This window comes from Bradyrhizobium sp. SZCCHNS3002 (assembly GCF_032377435.1).
GTDB lineage: Bacteria > Pseudomonadota > Alphaproteobacteria > Rhizobiales > Xanthobacteraceae > Bradyrhizobium.
The window spans coordinates 297,650-314,835 of sequence record NZ_JAUHHY010000006.1; the positions used below are offsets into that span (position 1 = coordinate 297,650).

Here is a 17,186-nt window from a genome sequence, read left to right on the forward strand (position 1 = left end):
CGGTATGCGAAGTACGAGTGGAGTAGGGGACGATGAAGGCGATCATCGTAGGCGGCGGTATCGGCGGATTGACCACGGCTCTGATGCTGCGGGCGCGCGGCATCGACTGTGAGCTGTTCGAGCAGGCGGATGCAATCCGCGAGCTCGGTGTCGGCATCAACACCCTGCCGCACGCGATCCGCGAGCTCGCCCAGCTCGGGCTGCTCGACCGGCTCGACGAGGTCGCCATCCGGACCTATGAGCTGTTCTACCTGACCCGGCGCGGCCAGGAGGTCTGGCACGAGACCCGCGGGCTCGATGCCGGCCATGACGTGCCGCAATTCTCGATTCACCGCGGCCGTCTGCAGAGCGTGATCCATCAGGCGGTGATGCAGCGGCTCGGGCCTGAGAAGGTCCACACCGGCTGCCGGCTCGGCGCCTTCACCCAGGATGAGGGCGGGGTCACCGCGTATTTCTTCGACCGCACCGGCGCCCATGTCCACACCGCCCGCGGCGACGTGCTGATCGGCGCCGACGGCATCCATTCCAAGGTCCGGCAGACGCTGTTCCCGAACGAGGGCGCGCCGTGCTGGAACGGCCTGATGCTGTGGCGCGGCGCCACCGACTGGCCGGTGTTCCTGACCGGGCGTTCGATGATCATCGCCGGCGGCCTCAACGCCAAGGCGGTGATCTACCCGATCGCCGAGGGCTCCAGCCCCGCGACCCGGCTCACCAACTGGGCGGTGCTGGTGCGCATCGGCGATGCCAACACCGCGCCGCCGCGGCGCGAGGACTGGTCGCGGCTCGGCAAGGCCGACGAGCTGATGCCGCATGTCAACGGCTTCTCCATTCCCCAGGTCGACTTCGCCGCGATGGTGCGGGCGACGCCGGAGTTCTGGGAATATCCCTGCTGCGACCGCGATCCCTTGCCTTACTGGTCGAGTGGCCGCGTCACGCTGCTGGGCGACGCCGCGCATCCGATGTACCCGGTCGGCTCCAACGGCGCCTCGCAGGCCATTCTCGATGCCCGAGCGCTCGCCGATGCCTTGGCCCGCTCCGAGCATCCGCGCCAGGCGCTGATGACCTATGAGCAGAAGCGGCTGCCGATGACGGCCGAGATCGTCGCGTCCAACCGTCGCGGCGGCCCCGAGGGCGTCATCGATGCCGTCGAGCAGCTCGCGCCGCAGGGGTTCAGCGACATCAACACCATCCTCAACTACGAAGCCCGCGAAGGCATCGTGCGCGGCTATGCCAGCCGGGCTGGATTTGCCGCGCGGATGGTGACGCGACAGGCGTCGTAAGTCAGCGTCGAGCACCGTTTTCCGGGCTGCCCCTCACCCCAGCCCTCTCCCCGTAAGAACGGGGAGAGGGAGCCGCCTGCATTCTGCGGTATAGTTCGAACCCAAGCACCAGCCCGGCTCACGCCCCCGGAGGCGGGGGCAGGAAGTGGATGTTGTGCTCGGCGGCGAGCTTCACGACGTCGTCGGGGTTCTGCTCGCGCATGTTGTGGATCGCCCAGAACAGCTCGTAGAGCCGCCGCGTCGGCGACACCCAGAACAAGGTCTTCGCCGTCTGCTGCGACTTGTTGAAGATGCCGTGCGGCTTGCCCATTGGCAGCCGCACCGTGTCGCCGGCGGTGGCGTATTCCTCGGCGCCGTCGAGGAAGAAGTCGAGCCGGCCCTCGAGGATGTAGAGATACTCGTCCTGGTCGGGATGGATGTGCGGCGGCACGAAGGTGCCGACCGGGAACGTCGCATGCCAGGAGAAGCTGTGCTCGGTGCGGCTCTTCGGCACGTAGACCTGGCCGAGGATGTTCCAGGAGATGCCCTGGATGCCCTCATTGGCCCGGGTGATGCCGGCGATTTCCGGATGGCTCATGTTGGTCTCCCTCTCTGTCGTTACTTGGTCGCGCAGTCCTTGGCGTAGCGGTCGGCGTAGTTCTCGAACACCTTCTGCACGATTTCGGTCTGGAACTTGCCGTCGGGCCGCTTGGCGACCTTGGTCAGATAGAAGTCCTGGATCGGGTAGCCATTGGTGTTGAACTTGAAGTTGCCGCGCAGCGAGGCGAAATCGGCCTTCTTCAGCGCCGCGGCCACCGCATCCTTGTTGCTGAGGTCGCCATTGACCGCCTTCACGGCGCTGTCGATCAAAAGCGCGGCGTCATAGGCCTGCATGGCGTAGGTGCCGGGCACGCTGTTGTAGGCGGCCTCGTAGCCGGCGACGAACTTCTTGCTTTGCGGATTGTCGAAATTGGGCGCCCAGTTGGCGCCGCCGAACATTCCGACCGCGGCGTCCTGCTGCGCAGGCAGCGTGGATTCGTCGACCGTGAAGGCCGAGAGCACCGGAATGGTGTCGGCAAGGCCGGCCTGCTTGAACTGCTTGACGAGGTTCACGCCCATGCCACCCGGCATGAAAGTGAACACGGCGTCCGGCTTCTGCGAGGAGATCTTGGACAGTTCAGGCTGGAAATCGAGCGTGTTGAGGGGGACGTAGGACTCCTCGACGATCTCGCCCTTGTAGTCGAGCTTGAAGCCGGCGACGGAATCGCGCCCGGCCTGGTAGTTCGGAACCAGCAGATACATCTTCTTGTAGCCGCGGTCCTGCGCGACCTTGCCGAGAACGGCATGCACCTGGTCGTTCTGGTACGAGGTCACGTAGAAGTAGGGGCTGCACTCCTTGCCGGCGTAGCTGGACGGACCGGCATTCGGGCTGATCAGGAAGGTCTTGTTCTCGGTGACCGGCCGGTGGATCGCCTGCAGCATGTTGGAGAAGATCGGACCGACGACGAAGTCGACCTTGTCACGCTCGAGCAGGCCCTTGACCTTGGTGATCGCGGCGTCCGGCTTGAGCTCGTCGTCGGCGACGACCACCTCGACGTCCTTGCCGCCCATCTTGCCGCCGAGGTCCTTGATGGCAAGGTTGAAGCCGTCTCGGACCTGGCCGCCGAGCGCGGCGGCGGGGCCGGAGAGGGTGACGATGACGCCGATCTTGATCTTGTCGGCGGCCAGCGTCGGCTGGGCGAGCAGGCTCGCAGCAATGCCAAGACCGACGCCGAGACCGGCCAGCTTCGAACTCATTTTCATGACAACTCCCCCGGGATGCGGAATTTCAGGTTTATGTTTTTTGCACCTGACCAAACGATGGGCCAGACCGCAGCTTGGTCACAAGCCTAGTCTGATGACGCCCTCAGCTGCAAGCGAGCTGCTTGCGGAAAGGGCAGTTTCGGCACGCATGCAAGCGCCGCGCCAATTGCTTGAAGGTTAAAGGAATTGCCGCCTCATCGTCCTGCGCAAAATGACGGTACATTTTTCCTTGCTCCCGGGAGGTCCTGAAGGTCAAACTCACGAGCCTCGCCCGACGAGGCTGAACGTGCCCAAGTGATTCCGTCATGACGCTTGATTCCGAGACCAAGGCCGTCGAGCTGCCCGAGGACCATGCCGAGGAGCTGCGGCTGTGGCTGCGCCTGCTCACCTGCACGACGCTGATCGAAGGCGAGATCCGCAGCCGGCTGCGCGAGCGTTTCGACGTGACCCTGCCGCGTTTCGACCTGATGGCGCAGCTCGACAAGGCGCCTGATGGCATGACCCTGTCCGACGTCTCCAAGCGCATGATGGTCTCGAACGGCAACGTCACCGGACTGGTCGAGCGCCTCGTCGAATCCGGCCATCTGGATCGCCGCACCTCCGATACCGACCGCCGCGTCCAGGTGATCCGGCTGACCAAGCTCGGCCGCGCCGAATTCCGCAAGATGGCGGCCGAGCACGAGACCTGGATCGCGGATATCTTCGGCGATCTCACGGAGAAGGACGTGCGCGAGTTGATGCGGCTGCTCGCCAAGACCAAGGGGTCGGCGCAGAAGGCCGTGCAGCGCCGGCAGGATTGAAGCGGGCCTGACAGGACGTCGCACGCCACGCTGCCACGCGCGGCAAACGCTCAAACAATTTGCGGGCAGTGCACAATCTTCGGCTATCTTCGGCTCTTGCGTCCAGATGTTTTAAGTCTAAAATGTTTAGGACTGAAACGTGCCGGGCGTTCTTCCCTTCAGACAGGAGCGTGTGATGGCCACTGCCGCCAAGGTTCAGCAGCCGGAGAGCGCCAGTGCGCATGCGCACAGCGCTCACGTCGACACCTTCGCCCAGGACAATCTGCCGCCACGCGAGCTGTGGCCTGACTTCGTCTTCAGCCGGCCCGAATTCCAATATCCGCCGCGGCTGAACTGCGTGACGCATTTCGTCGATCGCTGGGTGAATGAGGGGCGGGGCGATGCGCCGTGCATCATCAGCGCTGACATCGGCTACACCTATCGTGAGCTGCAGGCCCTGGTGAACAGGATCGCCAACGTCCTGGTCGGCAAGCTCGGCCTCGTGCCCGGCGGCCGCGTGCTGCTCCGCTCCGCCAACAATCCGATGATGGTTGCCACCTATCTGGCCGTCATCAAGGCCGGCGGCATCGTGGTCGCCACCATGCCGCTGCTGCGTGCCAAAGAGCTGTCCTATCCGATCCAGAAGGCGCAGATCGCGCTGGCCTTGTGCGACGGCAAGCTCGCCGACGAGATGGAAAAGACCCGCCCGATCGCGCCGGCGCTGAAGCAGGTGGTCTATTGGGGCAACGGCCAGCCCAGCGCGCTGGAAGCGCTGATCGCCGATGCCAGCCCGGAGTTCACCGCAGTCGACACCGCCTCCGACGATCTCTGCTTGATCGCCTTCACTTCCGGTACGACCGGCGATCCCAAGGGCACCATGCATTTTCACCGCGACATGCTCGCAGTGTGCGACGGCTACGCCCGCAACGTGCTGCGCGCCAGCCAGAGCGACCGCTTCATCGGCACCGCACCGCTCGCCTTCACCTTCGGCTTCGGCGGCGTGCTGTTTCCGATGCATATCGGGGCATCCTATGTCGTGCTGGAAAAGACCTCGCCGGACGATCTGCTCGCGGCCATCGAGCGCACCAAGGCCACGATCTGCTTCACGGCGCCGACCGCCTATCGGGCGATGCTGAGCAAGCTCGAGGGGCGCGACATCTCCTCGCTGCGCAAATGCGTTTCCGCCGGTGAGACCCTGCCGAAGCCGACCTTCGACGCCTGGCTGAAGGCGACCGGGCTGAAGCTGATGGACGGCATCGGTTCGACCGAGATGCTGCACATCTTCATCAGCGCCATCGAGGACGAGATCCGCCCCGGCGCCACCGGCAAGCCGGTGCCGGGCTACGAGGCCAAGATCGTCGACGACGAGGGCCGCGACGTGCCGCCGGGCACGATGGGGCGGCTCGCAGTGCGCGGTCCCACCGGCTGCCGCTATCTCGCCGACGAGCGTCAGCGCAAATATGTTCAGAACGGTTGGAACGTCACCGGCGACACCTATGTGATGGATGAGGACGGCTACTTCTGGTACCAGTCGCGCTCCGACGACATGATCGTATCCTCGGGTTACAACATCGCCGGCACTGACGTGGAAGCGGCGCTGCTGACGCATCCGGCGGTTGCCGAGTGCGGCGTTGTCGGTGCTCCCGACGACGCGCGCGGCATGGTCGTGAAGGCCTATGTCGTGCTGGCGCCGGGAGCCGAAGGCACGCCGGCGCTGGTGGCCGAACTGCAGGAGCATGTCAAACGCGAGATCGCACCGTACAAATATCCGCGTGCGATCGAGTTCGTGACACAGTTGCCCAAGACCGAGACCGGCAAGCTGAAGCGCTTTGCCCTGCGGCAGCTGGCGCAAGGCGTGGCCGCGCCGCCGTCCGGCGCTGACAATCGATAAGGAGGCACAGTCGTGAGCACGACCAAGGCGCCCACGCTGGCCGTGGTGAAGCAGGATGAGGCCGAGGGCATGCGCGTGCTGCAGCCGAGCGGCTGGCCGATGCCAAAGGGCTATGCCAACGGCATCAGCGCCGAGGGGCGCATCGTCGTCACCGGCGGCGTGATCGGCTGGGACGCGAGCGAGACGCTCGCCGACGGCTTCGTCGCGCAGGTGCGGCAGGCGCTGGAAAACATCTCCGCAATCCTGGCCGAGGGCCATGCGCGTCCGGAGCACCTGGTGCGCCTGACCTGGTATGTCGTCGACATGGATGAGTATCTCGGCCATCTGAAGGAGCTTGGGAAGATCTATCGCGAGATCTTTGGCAGTCATTATCCCGCGATGGCCCTGGTGCAGGTCGTCAGGCTGGTCGAGAAGGCCGCGCGGGTGGAGATCGAGGCGACTGCGGTGGTGCCGCGCTGAGGGCGGGTGCTGCCGGCAGGGGCCCGTCTTTGATCGGTCGAATCTGGAATATGACATCGCGCTCTCGCGGCTGGTCGGCCCGAGCTTTGCTGGTCGATCACCCCCGGCGAAAATCGAGGGCGCAGGGAAGGCCGGGTGTCCACCACACCCGCGGCCCCCGTGCGATCAAAAATGCACGGGGCAGGAACCAGAGGTGGGCCGAACATGCCGGCCTTCCCTGCGCGATGTTTGACGGCTTATACGTGGTCTCCCTGGTGCGCCGGGCTTGTTGGCCACCTCCGCGCGAGGCGAAGCCTCGTCGCGTTCGCGACAACGCGCGTAGCGCGTTGCGCAGGTGATACCAGCGTCGGGGTATCAGGACATCACGACTTCACCGTACGCCACGACATCACTCGTCCGCGCAACAAGCGCATGATGCAACGGCGTCCACCGCAGCCTGCCCCACGTATCGTGACGACGCGTACGCCCCTCTTCGCCGGAGCAGGTTGGGCGCAAGCATCGTCGTGATTTGCCCGACGACACAAGGCTCGAGCGCTGCGACATGGTAACGCGACGGGCAGTCACACAGCACATCACAGTTCGCAGGCATCGCGCTTCGTTCGTCGAACAATTGTGGTCGTCTGATGCGCCCTCTGTCGAACGATGGACGCGAGATCGCCATGTCGCGGCCACCAACCTGTTCGAGCGTGGCCGCCCAGGGGCGGATGAGAGCAGGGGGGCGGACTTGGATTGGAAACTCTTCGTGACGACGGCGCTGGCCGCCGGCATCGGCGCTGCGGCCGGCGCGCTGGCATTGGCGAGCGCCGGTGGCGGCGGCATCGAGCATCAGGCCGATGCCAAGATGCTGGAGATCGGCGTCGCCATTCTGCGCGAGCCGGCGCGGGTGGATGACGATCCGATGCGGTCGTGGGCGGTGCGCGTGGTGGAGAAGAAGTCGGGGGTGAGTTTTACGGACCAGCAGCGTGCGGCATTGTTGAAGCGGGCGGCGGGGGCAAGGTAGCTCCGCCGACGGTGCGTAGGGTGGGCAAAGGCGCGCCCGCAATGCGATTGTTTGTCCGTGTTACATGTTCGCGCCATGCCCGCCGTCTTGCGCGGATGGACTGTCGGTGGGCACGCCATCGCGCGGCTTGCGCCGCACGACGGCTTTGCCACCCTACGAATTTTCGGCGTCATGGTGAGAAGCGCAGCGACGAAGCAATCCAGAGTCCTTGCTCCACCCCTGGATTGCTTGCTTCGCTCGCAATGACGGGGTGAGAGCGGTGGCCTACTGATAGGCCGAGACGATGTCGCTCACGGCGCGCTCGAGCTGCTGGGCCGTCGCGCAGGGGCGGACGACGTTGCAGAAGGTCTGGTAGCGCGGCATCTCTGAATCGCCCCAGCCCCAGGTCATGCGGCCCTCTGGATTGAGCCACACCACGCGCTTGGCGCGCTCAGAGATCGCTTTCAGGATGTCGGCGCGCGGGGCGAGCTTGTTGCTGCGGGCATCACCCAGAATGATCACGGTGGTCTGCGGCGTCACCGAGGCCATGAACTGCTTCTCGAAATCGACCAGTGACGAGCCGTAGTCGGACGAGCCGAAGCCGACCTTGTGCATGATCTCGGCCATGGCCTCCTCGGCCGGCTTCTGCTCCAGGATATCGCTGACCTCGATCAGGTGGCCGGAGAATGCGAACGAGCGGACGTCGCTGACGACGTCGTGCAGGCTGTGGATCAGCAGCAGGAAGAAGTCCGAGACGCGGGCGACCGAGCCGGAGACGTCGCACAGCGCGACGATCTTCGGGCGGTCGCGGTGCCGTCGCTTCCACGCGGTGAGGAAGGGCACGCTGCCCCAGGCGGCGTTGCGGCGGAGCGTGCGGCGGACGTCGAGATGGCCGCGGCGCTGGCGCTTGCGCGGCTTCGCATAGCGCTCGCGCAGGCGGCGCGCGATCTGCCGGATCAGCGCCCGCATCGCCGCGACCTGGCGCGGCTCGATGCGCGAGAGCTGGGCATTGCGCAGGATCTCGTGGCGCAGATTCTCGGTCTCTTCTCGGCCGTACAGCGCCAGCGCCTGCGCGACGGCATCGCGCACGGTGTCGCGCAGGCCGTCGAGCCCGGCCTGCAGCCGCTCCGCCAATGCCGGATTGGTTTCGGTGAGCGTATCCAGATCGTCGCGCAGCCGCTGGATGCCCATCGTCTCCAGCATGCGGCTGGAGAACAGGCCGCGCTGGGTGAAGTAGCGGATCTCCGACAGCCCGACGGCGCTGGACGCGTTGGCGATCGCGGCCGAGATGTCAGCCGTGTTCTGCGTCAGCAGCATCTGGGCGAGGGGCCCAAGCTCTGCATCCGCCTCGGCGCCGGCCGGCTGTCCCGATGATGGCGGAGCTGCCTGGGCCTCCTTCGACGCCGCGTCCTGCCGCGTCTCGTCATTCGCCTCGGCCTGCGCCGGATCGACATGGGCGAAGAACAGGTCGAAGCAGGCGCCGAGCGCCTTCTTCTCGTCCTCGCTCTTGGCGAGCGTCAGCAGCAGGCTGTCGCGCAGCACCGTGCGGTCGGCGAGACCGACGCTCGCCACCGCGCGCATGGCGTCGATGCTCTCGGCCGGCGAGACGTGCACGCCGGCGCCGCGCGCCGCCCGGAAGAACCGATGCAGGTTCTCCTGCATGGCGCCTACCCGAAGATGTTCTGGCGCTGCGCCTTGGCGACGAAGGTCGTCACCTGCGGCAGCGCGACCTCGATGTCCGATTCGTATTTCAGCAGCACGTTGAGCGTGTCCTTGACCACCTCGTGGCCGAGTTCAGCGGCCTGCAGCAGCACCAGCACGCGCGCCCAATCGATGGTCTCGCTCACCGAAGGCTGCTTCTTCAGGTCGAGCGTCCTGACGTCGTGGATGAAGGCCACGAGCTGCCGGCGCAGATTCTGCGCGATGCCGGGCACGCGGCTCTCGACGATGCGCTCCTCCAGCTTCTGCTCGGGGAAGCCGATGTGCAGATGCAGGCAGCGCCGCTTGAGCGCGTCGCCGAGATTGCGCTCGGAGTTGGAGGTCAGGATCACCGTCGGCGGCTTTGCGGCGGCGATGCTGCCGAGCTCGGGGATCGTAACCTGGAAATCGGAGAGGATCTCCAGCAGCAGCGATTCGAACTCGGCGTCGGATTTGTCGATCTCGTCGATCAGCAGTACGCAACCGTTTGGCTCGAGCAGCGCCTGCAGCAGCGGCCGCGGCTCGACGAACTCCTTGGAGAAGAACACGTCGCCGAAATCATGCAGCTGGCCGAGCGCGGCATGCAAGGTCTGGGCGCCGCCGAGCACCTCGCCGAGCTTGTCCTTCAGGATCTGGGTGTAGAGCAGCTGCTTGGCGTATTTCCACTCGTACAGCGCCTTGGCCTCGTCGAGACCCTCATAGCATTGCAGCCGGATCATCTTCAGGCCGCGCCAGGCGGCGATCGCCTTGGCGAGCTCGGTCTTGCCGACGCCGGCCGGCCCCTCAACCAGGATCGGCTTGTCGATCGCCTGCGACAGGTAGACGGCGGTGGCGATCTGGCGGCTGGCGATATAGCCCTGCGCGGCGAGGCCGGCTTCGACGGCCGCGATCGAGGCGATGGCTGAAGGGGAGGCCGGGGAATCAGCCACTGACGAAACTCCGTTTCCTGGTATCAGGACCCGGCGCAGATGTGATCGGCGTTCCGGTCCCTGGACGTTGGTATCAGGGCGAAAACCCTGACTTTTCCTCGCATTGTGTTATGTCCTGGCTACGCGCACCCGGCAGCCCTGTCCAGTGCGTGCGTGGGTGCCCAAGCCGCATGGCTGCCGGTCGCCAGCGGACGGACCGAGAACCTCCTCCTGTAAATCACGCCGAGCGGAATATGAACCGATCCATCCTGCATCTCCTCGTCCTGCTGGTCCTCGTGGTCGGAGGCGGCTGGATCATCGGCGCCTCCAACATGCCCGGCGCCTGGTACGGCTCGCTCAACAAGCCCTGGTTCACCCCGCCGGGCTGGCTGTTTCCGATCGCCTGGACCGTGCTCTACATCATGATTGCGGTCGCCGGCTGGCGCACCTATGAGCGGGTCGAAAGCGGCGCTGTGATGCAGGTGTGGTGGGGACAGCTGGTGCTGAACTTCGCCTGGTCGCCGGTGTTCTTCACCGCGCATCTGATGTGGGTCGCGTTCGCGATCATCGCCAGCATGTTCGTGCTGATCGTGATCTTCATCGTGATGCAATGGCGCGAGGATCGGATCGCCGCGTTGCTGTTCGTGCCCTATGCGTGCTGGGTAGGGTTTGCGTCGGTGCTGAATTTTTCGGTGAACGTGTTGAATTGAGATGAGGCGGGTTTGATGAAAGCTCGCTGTCAGATGAGAACAACGGTGCGCTCCCTCTCCCCGCTCTTACGGGGAGAGGGTTGGGGTGAGGGGCAGCCGCGCGGGGGGTGTTCGCGGATAGACCTGTACCCCCTCACCCGGATTGCATCTGACGATGCAATCCGACCTCTCAGCGCGAGCGAAGCTCGTCGCGGCCCCGCAAGCGGGGCGAGGTTGCAGCGCGCTTGCGGCTCCGAGTTCGCGTCACACCACGGGCATTCGCGGGGCCACCGCCCATGAACCTCAAGCAGCTCGAATACTTCGTCCAGGTCGCCGAGCTCGGCTCGTTCAGCAAGGCCGCGTCCGTGCTCGACGTGGCGCAGCCGGCGCTGTCGCGGCAGGTGCGGGCGCTGGAATCGGAATTGAAGCAGCAGCTGTTCGCGCGCAACGGGCGCGGCGTCGAACTGACTGAAGCGGGGAAGCGGCTGCTCGACCACAGCGTCGGCGTGCTGCAGCTGGTGGCGCATGCGCGCGAGGATCTCGGCGCCAGCCGCGATGCGCCGGTCGGCCGCGTCACCATCGGCCTGCCGCCGAGCATCGCGCGGCAATTGACCTTGCCGCTGATCGACCGCTTCCGGAAGGAATATCCGGCCGCGCGCCTCGCCGTGGTCGAGGGCCTGTCGACGCATGTGGTCGAGTGGGTCACCACGGGCCGCATCGATGTCGGCATGGTCTACAATCCCGAGGCGCAGGCCGGCATCGAGATCACGCCGGTGCTGCAGGAGCCGCTCGCCCTCGTCAGCCACGCGCCGAAGGGCAAGCGCCGCGTCACCGCGCCGCTGCCGATGGCCGAGCTGTCGCGCTACAGCCTGATCATGCCGGAGCGGGTGCACGCGATGCGGCGCCTGCTGGAGACGCAGGCCGCGCTCGCCGGGATCAAGCTCGACATCGCCTGGGAGGTATCGAGCGTGCCTTCGATCATCGATCTCGTCTGCGCCGGCTACGGCCACGCGGTGCTGACCCCGAGCGGCGTCGCCGCCTCGGGCCGCGCCGGCGAGCTCGCGATCCGGCCGCTGACCGAGCCGGCCCCGACAAGCGTGCTGTGCTTCGTCACCTCGGCGCACAAGCGCCCGACGCCGCTGGCGCAGCAGACGATCAAGCTGGCGACCGCGTTGATCAGGAAGCTGCCGCGCTGAGCGCTGCGTCAGTTCGGTTCGGGCGGTGCCATTGTCCTCTGGAGGTTCAAGGCGGGCATGTGAAGATATCGGACTCCTGGGACGAGCAACCCCGCCAGTGAGTTACTCCGTCATGCCCGGGCTCGTCCCGGGCATCCACGTCATTCCCAGGATGCCGACCAACGTCGATGGCCGGGACAAGCCCGGCCCTGACGACTTGGAGACACGCGAGCGCAAAGCTCCGATCTTCAAGTGTAGCAGCGTCGCCTGGGGAGGTGGAGGTGTGAGCCTCGACGTCGCGCCCAAGCGGCTGTGGCGGCCTCTCCAGACCCATTCTAAATTCAGCATGGCTCATGTGACATTTTATGCCGTTTCGGAATAGCTGATAGAAGCCGCCGGGCGCTGGTGCGCGCTGTCCCTGTCCGTCACATAGCCTGTCAAGCTGCCGAAGCTGCAAGACCCGACCACGCGAGGAACGGGCGTCTGCGGACCTCGGTTGATGCGCCAGAACAGCACCCCAAGGAAGCAGAAGCGATGCCAACGACCGCCCGTGTCGACGTCCAGGCCTTTCTCGACGACCACCCGTTTTCCGGCTTCCAGTGGCTGATCTTCGCGCTCGGCTTCGTCATCGTGCTGCTCGACGGCTTCGACACCGCGGCGATCGGCTTCATCGCGCCGTCGCTCCTGAAGGAGTGGGGCATCGAGAAGTCGGCGCTGGGACCGGTGCTGAGCGCGGCGCTGTTCGGCCTTGCCGGCGGGGCGCTGTTCGCAGGGCCTATCGCCGATCGTCTCGGCCGCAAGCTGGTGCTGGTCGGCTCCGTGCTGATCTTCGGCATCGCCTGTCTTGCCTCGGCGTTCGCGAGCAACCTCACCGAGCTCACCGTGCTCCGCTGCGTCACCGGTATCGGCCTCGGTGCCGCCATGCCGAATGCCGTGACCCTGCTCAGCGAGTATTGCCCGGGCCGGCTGCGCGCGACCATGACCAATTTGATGTTCTGCGGCTTTCCGCTGGGCGCGGCATGCGGCGGCTTTCTCGCGGCGTGGATGATCCCGCAATGGGGCTGGCGCAGCGTGCTGGTGCTCGGCGGCGTCACCCCGCTGGTGCTGACGGTGCTGCTGATCGCGATCCTGCCGGAATCGGTGCACTATCTGTTGTCGCGAGGCGCCAGTGTCGACCGTGTCCGTAAGGTCATGCGCAGGGTCTCCTCTGCCGCCTCCGAAGTCGGCCAGTTCGTGATGCTGGAGCCGGAGCATGCCGAGACCACCCGGCGCGTCAATGCCACCGGCATCGGCATGGTGCTGTCGCCGGTGCTGCGTGTGGGCTCGCTGATGCTGTGGGTCACCTATTTCATGGGCCTGGTGATCTTCTATTCGCTGATCAACTGGATGCCGATCCTGTTCAAGGATGTCGGGCTGAACCCGCAGACCGCGACGCTGATCTCGGCGCTGTTCCCGCTCGGCGGCGTCGGGGCGGTGTTCTTCGGCGTGCTGATGGACCGCTTCAACGCCAACCGCATCGTCGCGGTCGGCTATGCGCTGACGGCGGTCACGATCTTCCTGATTGGGCAGGCGGCTGGCAACATGGGCTTCCTGGTGGTGATCGTGTTCGTCGCCGGCGTGGTCATGAACACGGCGCAGTCGTCGCTGCCGGCGCTGGCCGCGGCGTTCTATCCGACCCAGGGCCGCGCCACCGGTGTCGCCTGGATGATGGGCATCGGTCGCTTCGGCGGTATCGCCGGGTCGTTCCTGGTCGCCGAATTGACCGCGCGGCACCTGACCTTCAGCGAGATTTTCACCGTGATCGCAGTTCCCGGCTTGATCGCGGCGCTCGCCCTTGTGGTAAAGCAGGTCGTGGGACCGGGAGGCCGCGCCAGCGGCAAGGATGTCGGCGCCCCCGTGGCGGCGCATTGAAGGCGCTAGCTGGCTCGCGAGACAATCTGAGGGAGAGACTGACGTGATCATCGACGTGCACGGCCATTACACGACGGCTCCGAAGGCGCTCGAAGAGTGGCGCAACCGGCAGATCGCGGGCATCAAGGATCCCTCCGTCATGCCCAAGGCGTCGGAGCTTTCGATCAGCGACGACGAGCTGCGCGAGAGCATCGAGAGCAACCAGCTCAAGAAGATGAAGGAGCGCGGCAGCGACCTCACCGTGTTCTCGCCGCGCGCGAGCTTCATGGCCCACCATATCGGCGACTTCCAGGTGTCCTCGACCTGGGCTGGGATCTGCAACGAGCTCTGCTACCGCGTCAGCAAGCTTTTCCCGGACAATTTCATCGGCGTCGCGATGCTGCCGCAGTCGCCGGGCGTGGACCCCAAGACCTGCATTCCCGAGCTCGAGAAGTGCATCAAGGACTACGGCTTCGTCGGCATCAATTTGAACCCGGACCCGTCCGGCGGCCACTGGACCTCGCCGCCGCTGTCGGACCGGCACTGGTATCCGATCTACGAGAAGATGGTCGAGCTCGACATCCCCGCGATGATCCACGTCTCGACCAGCTGCAATGCCTGCTTCCACACCACCGGCGCGCATTATCTCAACGCCGACACCACCGCGTTCATGCAGTGCCTGACGTCGGACCTGTTCAAGGACTTCCCGACCCTGAAGTTCCTGATCCCGCATGGCGGCGGCGCGGTGCCGTATCACTGGGGCCGGTTCCGCGGCCTCGCCCAGGAGCTGAAGAAGCCGCTGTTGAAGGACCATCTGCTCAACAACATCTTCTTCGACACCTGCGTCTATCACCAGCCGGGCATCGACCTCCTGACCGGCGTGATCCCGATCGACAACATCCTGTTCGCGTCGGAAATGATCGGCGCCGTCCGCGGCATCGATCCGGAGACCGGCTTCTACTACGACGACACCAAGCGCTACATCGAGGCCGCCAAGCTGACCCCCGAGCAGCGCCACCAGATCTACGAAGGCAATGCGCGGCGCGTGTTCCCGCGTCTCGACGCCGCGTTGAAGGCCAAGGGCAAGTAATCTAAAGGGCAGGCGATATGAGCACCCCCATGAACAATCTCGGCATCGTCAAGACGAAGATCAACCGCGCCGACAAGGCGGCGGTGGAGAAGCTGTCGAAGTTCGGCGTCGCCACCATCCACGAGGCGATGGGCCGCGTCGGCCTGATGCAATGCTACATGCGCCCGATCTATCCGACCGCCAAGATGTGCGGCACGGCCGTCACCGTGCTGCTGCAGCCCGGCGACAACTGGATGCTGCATGTCGCGGCCGAGCAGATCCAGCCCGGCGACGTCGTCGTCGCGGCCTGCACGGTCGAGAACACCGACGGCTTCTTCGGCGATCTCCTGGCGACCAGCTTCCGCGCCCGCGGCGCGCAGGGCCTCGTCATCGACGGCGGCGTCCGTGACGTCGCCGATCTCACCGACATGCAGTTCCCGGTGTTCTCGCGCGCGATCTCCGCGCGCGGCACGGTCAAGGCCACGCTCGGCTCGGTCAACATCCCGATCGTCTGCGCCGGCGCAGCCGTCAATCCCGGCGACGTGATTGTCGCCGATGTCGACGGCATCGTCGTGGTGCCGGCTGCTGTCGCGCACCAGGCGGCGGATGCGGCCGCGGCGCGCGAGGCCAACGAGGCCGACAAGCGCGAGAAGCTGGCGTCGGGCGTGCTCGGCCTCGACATGTACAAGATGCGCGAGCCGCTGGCGAAGGCCGGGCTCAAATACATCGATTGAGCAGCGATGACCGCGGCGTCGAACCAGTGGCATGTCGGGCTGATCGGCTACGGCGAGGTCGGCAAGATACTCGCCGAGGATCTGCGCAAGGATGGCGTGCGCGTCTCGGCCTATGATGTGAAGCTTGCCGACAGCCGCGGCGACGCCATGCGCAGCCATGCCGACGGCATCGGCGTGACGCTCGCGGCCTCGCATGCCGAACTGGCGGCGCAGGCCGACTTCATCGTCTCGGCGGTGACCGCCAGTCAGGACGTGGCGGTGGCGGAAGCCTGCGCTCCGAAGATCAAGCCAGGCGCGTGGTTCCTCGACTTCAACTCGGCTTCGCCCGGCGCCAAGCAGCGCGCGGCTGCGCTGATCGACGGAGCCGGCGGCCGCTATGTCGAAGGCGCGGTGATGACCTCGGTGCCGCCCTATCGCATCAAGGTGCCGCTGCTGCTGGGAGGCGCCGGCGCGCGCGAGCTGGCCCCGCTGCTCAACGATCTCGGCTTCGCCGCCAAGCCCGCCAGCGACAAGCTCGGCGTGGCCTCGGCCACAAAGATGTGCCGCAGCATCATGATCAAGGGCCTGGAGGCGATGGTGATCGAGAGCTTCACCACCGCCCGCGCCTATGGCGTCGAGGACGCGGTGCTGGCCTCGCTGAAGGAGACCTTTCCCGGGATCGACTGGGAGAAGCAGGGCGCCTATTTCTTTCAGCGGGTCATCGAGCATGGCCGCCGCCGCGCCGAGGAGGTGAGGGAGGTGGCCGAGACCGTACGCGACATCGGGCTGACGCCGTGGTCGGCGGACGGCACCGCCGAGCGCCAGGCCTGGGTCGCCGATCTCGCCGATGAGGGCCTGTTCGGCACGCGCGGCACCAAGGAGTTCGCGCGCAGCCCGGACTGGCGCACCGAGGCCGATCGTATCATTAACAAGATCAAGTCCAAGGAGTAGGGAACCTCATGGAGTTCCAGAAGACCCCGGGATGGCTCGACTGGTACGACGGCCCGTCGAAGCCGCGCTTCAAGGTGCCGGCCGGCAGCGTCGACGCGCATTGCCACGTGTTCGGCCCTGGCGCCGAATTCCCCTATGCGCCCGAGCGCAAGTACACGCCCTGCGACGCCTCCAAGCAGCAGCTCTACGCGCTGCGCGACCATCTCGGCTTCGCCCGCAACGTCGTGGTGCAGGCGACCTGCCACGGTGCCGACAACCGCGCAATGGTCGATGCGCTGGCGCATTCGAACGGCAAGGCGCGCGGTGTCGCCACCGTCAAGCGCAGCGTCACCGACGCCGAGTTGCAGGCGATGCACGACGCCGGCGTGCGCGGCGTCCGTTTCAACTTCGTGAAGCGCCTGGTCGACTTCACGCCCAAGGACGAGTTGGTCGAGATCGCCAGCCGCATCAACAAGCTCGGCTGGCACGTCGTGATCTATTTCGAAGCCGTCGACCTGCCCGAGCTGTGGGACTTCTTCACGTCGCTGCCGACCACCGTCGTCGTCGACCACATGGGTCGTCCTGACGTGACCAAGCCGGTCGATGGCCCGGAGTTCGAGCTGTTCGTGAAGTTCATGCGCGAGCATTCCAACGTCTGGTCCAAGGTGAGCTGCCCGGAGCGTCTCTCGGTCAAGGGACCGCCGGCGCTGAACGGCGAGCAGAACGCCTATCGCGACGTGGTGCCGTTCGCGAAGCGCATCGTCGAGACGTTCCCGGATCGCGTGCTGTGGGGCACCGACTGGCCGCATCCGAACCTCAAGGACCACATGCCCGATGACGGCCTGCTGGTCGACTTCATTCCCCACATCGCCGTCACCGCGGAGCTGCAGCAGAAGCTCCTGGTCGACAATCCGATGCGGCTGTACTGGCCCGAAGAATCCTGA

Annotated in this window: 16 protein-coding genes; 12 read left to right on the forward strand and 4 right to left on the reverse strand. The window is 65.8% G+C overall.

The window, feature by feature from the left end; genetic code table 11:
- The first annotated feature begins 32 nt into the window (after positions 1-32).
- Complete coding sequence (locus QW845_RS15465) at positions 33-1,280, forward strand: flavin-dependent oxidoreductase (RefSeq protein ID WP_315802419.1); 1,248 nt, start codon at positions 33-35, stop codon at positions 1,278-1,280.
- Positions 1,281-1,398: 118 nt separating this feature from the next.
- On the opposite strand, the gene QW845_RS15470 is transcribed toward QW845_RS15465, so the two are convergent.
- Positions 1,399-1,857, reverse strand: coding sequence for a cupin domain-containing protein (locus QW845_RS15470; protein WP_315802420.1), 459 nt, complete (start codon positions 1,855-1,857; stop codon positions 1,399-1,401).
- A 20-nt stretch (positions 1,858-1,877) separates the two neighbouring features.
- The gene (locus QW845_RS15475) at positions 1,878-3,062 is read right to left on the reverse strand and encodes an ABC transporter substrate-binding protein (RefSeq protein ID WP_315802421.1); all 1,185 of its coding nucleotides are present in this window, start codon (positions 3,060-3,062) and stop codon (positions 1,878-1,880) included.
- Between the two features lie 305 nt (positions 3,063-3,367).
- Here QW845_RS15475 and QW845_RS15480 point away from each other — a divergent pair, with 305 nt between their 5' ends.
- The 4 genes from QW845_RS15480 (at position 3,368) to QW845_RS15495 (ending at position 7,191) form a co-directional block, all read left to right on the forward strand.
- Positions 3,368-3,862 carry a MarR family transcriptional regulator gene (locus QW845_RS15480; RefSeq protein WP_315751998.1) on the forward strand — a complete coding sequence of 165 codons (495 nt, stop codon included), beginning with the start codon at positions 3,368-3,370 and terminating at the stop codon, positions 3,860-3,862.
- A 175-nt stretch (positions 3,863-4,037) separates the two neighbouring features.
- Positions 4,038-5,732 carry a benzoate-CoA ligase family protein gene (locus QW845_RS15485; protein WP_315802422.1) on the forward strand — a complete coding sequence of 565 codons (1,695 nt, stop codon included), beginning with the start codon at positions 4,038-4,040 and terminating at the stop codon, positions 5,730-5,732.
- A gap of 12 nt (positions 5,733-5,744) precedes the next feature.
- On the forward strand, positions 5,745-6,191 hold the full coding sequence (locus tag QW845_RS15490) for a RidA family protein (protein ID WP_315802423.1): 447 nt from the start codon (positions 5,745-5,747) through the stop codon (positions 6,189-6,191).
- Positions 6,192-6,915: 724 nt separating this feature from the next.
- Positions 6,916-7,191, forward strand: a complete 276-nt coding sequence (locus QW845_RS15495) for a hypothetical protein (RefSeq protein ID WP_315802424.1) — start codon at positions 6,916-6,918, stop codon at positions 7,189-7,191.
- A 264-nt stretch (positions 7,192-7,455) separates the two neighbouring features.
- Here QW845_RS15495 and QW845_RS15500 read toward each other — a convergent pair whose 3' ends face one another.
- Positions 7,456-8,832 (reverse strand): vWA domain-containing protein, encoded by a 1,377-nt coding sequence (locus QW845_RS15500; protein WP_315802425.1) that lies wholly within the window; start codon positions 8,830-8,832, stop codon positions 7,456-7,458.
- Between the two features lie 5 nt (positions 8,833-8,837).
- The gene (locus QW845_RS15505) at positions 8,838-9,797 is read right to left on the reverse strand and encodes a MoxR family ATPase (RefSeq protein ID WP_315802426.1); all 960 of its coding nucleotides are present in this window, start codon (positions 9,795-9,797) and stop codon (positions 8,838-8,840) included.
- 275 nt (positions 9,798-10,072) lie between these two features.
- Here QW845_RS15505 and QW845_RS15510 point away from each other — a divergent pair, with 275 nt between their 5' ends.
- From QW845_RS15510 to QW845_RS15540, 7 genes are all read left to right on the forward strand, one after another.
- Positions 10,073-10,486 (forward strand): TspO/MBR family protein, encoded by a 414-nt coding sequence (locus QW845_RS15510; protein ID WP_315802546.1) that lies wholly within the window; start codon positions 10,073-10,075, stop codon positions 10,484-10,486.
- A 275-nt stretch (positions 10,487-10,761) separates the two neighbouring features.
- Entirely contained in the window at positions 10,762-11,661 is a 900-nt protein-coding gene (locus tag QW845_RS15515) for a LysR substrate-binding domain-containing protein (protein WP_315802427.1), read from the forward strand.
- Between the two features lie 513 nt (positions 11,662-12,174).
- On the forward strand, positions 12,175-13,551 hold the full coding sequence (locus QW845_RS15520) for an MFS transporter (RefSeq protein WP_315802428.1): 1,377 nt from the start codon (positions 12,175-12,177) through the stop codon (positions 13,549-13,551).
- Positions 13,552-13,594: 43 nt separating this feature from the next.
- A complete protein-coding gene (locus tag QW845_RS15525; RefSeq protein WP_315802429.1) occupies positions 13,595-14,620 on the forward strand; it encodes an amidohydrolase family protein in 1,026 nt (341 codons plus the stop codon).
- Positions 14,621-14,637: 17 nt separating this feature from the next.
- On the forward strand, positions 14,638-15,333 hold the full coding sequence (gene ligK, locus QW845_RS15530) for a 4-carboxy-4-hydroxy-2-oxoadipate aldolase/oxaloacetate decarboxylase (RefSeq protein WP_315802430.1): 696 nt from the start codon (positions 14,638-14,640) through the stop codon (positions 15,331-15,333).
- Positions 15,334-15,339: 6 nt separating this feature from the next.
- Positions 15,340-16,263, forward strand: a complete 924-nt coding sequence (locus tag QW845_RS15535; RefSeq protein WP_315802431.1) for an NAD(P)-dependent oxidoreductase — start codon at positions 15,340-15,342, stop codon at positions 16,261-16,263.
- A gap of 8 nt (positions 16,264-16,271) precedes the next feature.
- Complete coding sequence (locus QW845_RS15540) at positions 16,272-17,186, forward strand: amidohydrolase family protein (RefSeq protein ID WP_315802432.1); 915 nt, start codon at positions 16,272-16,274, stop codon at positions 17,184-17,186.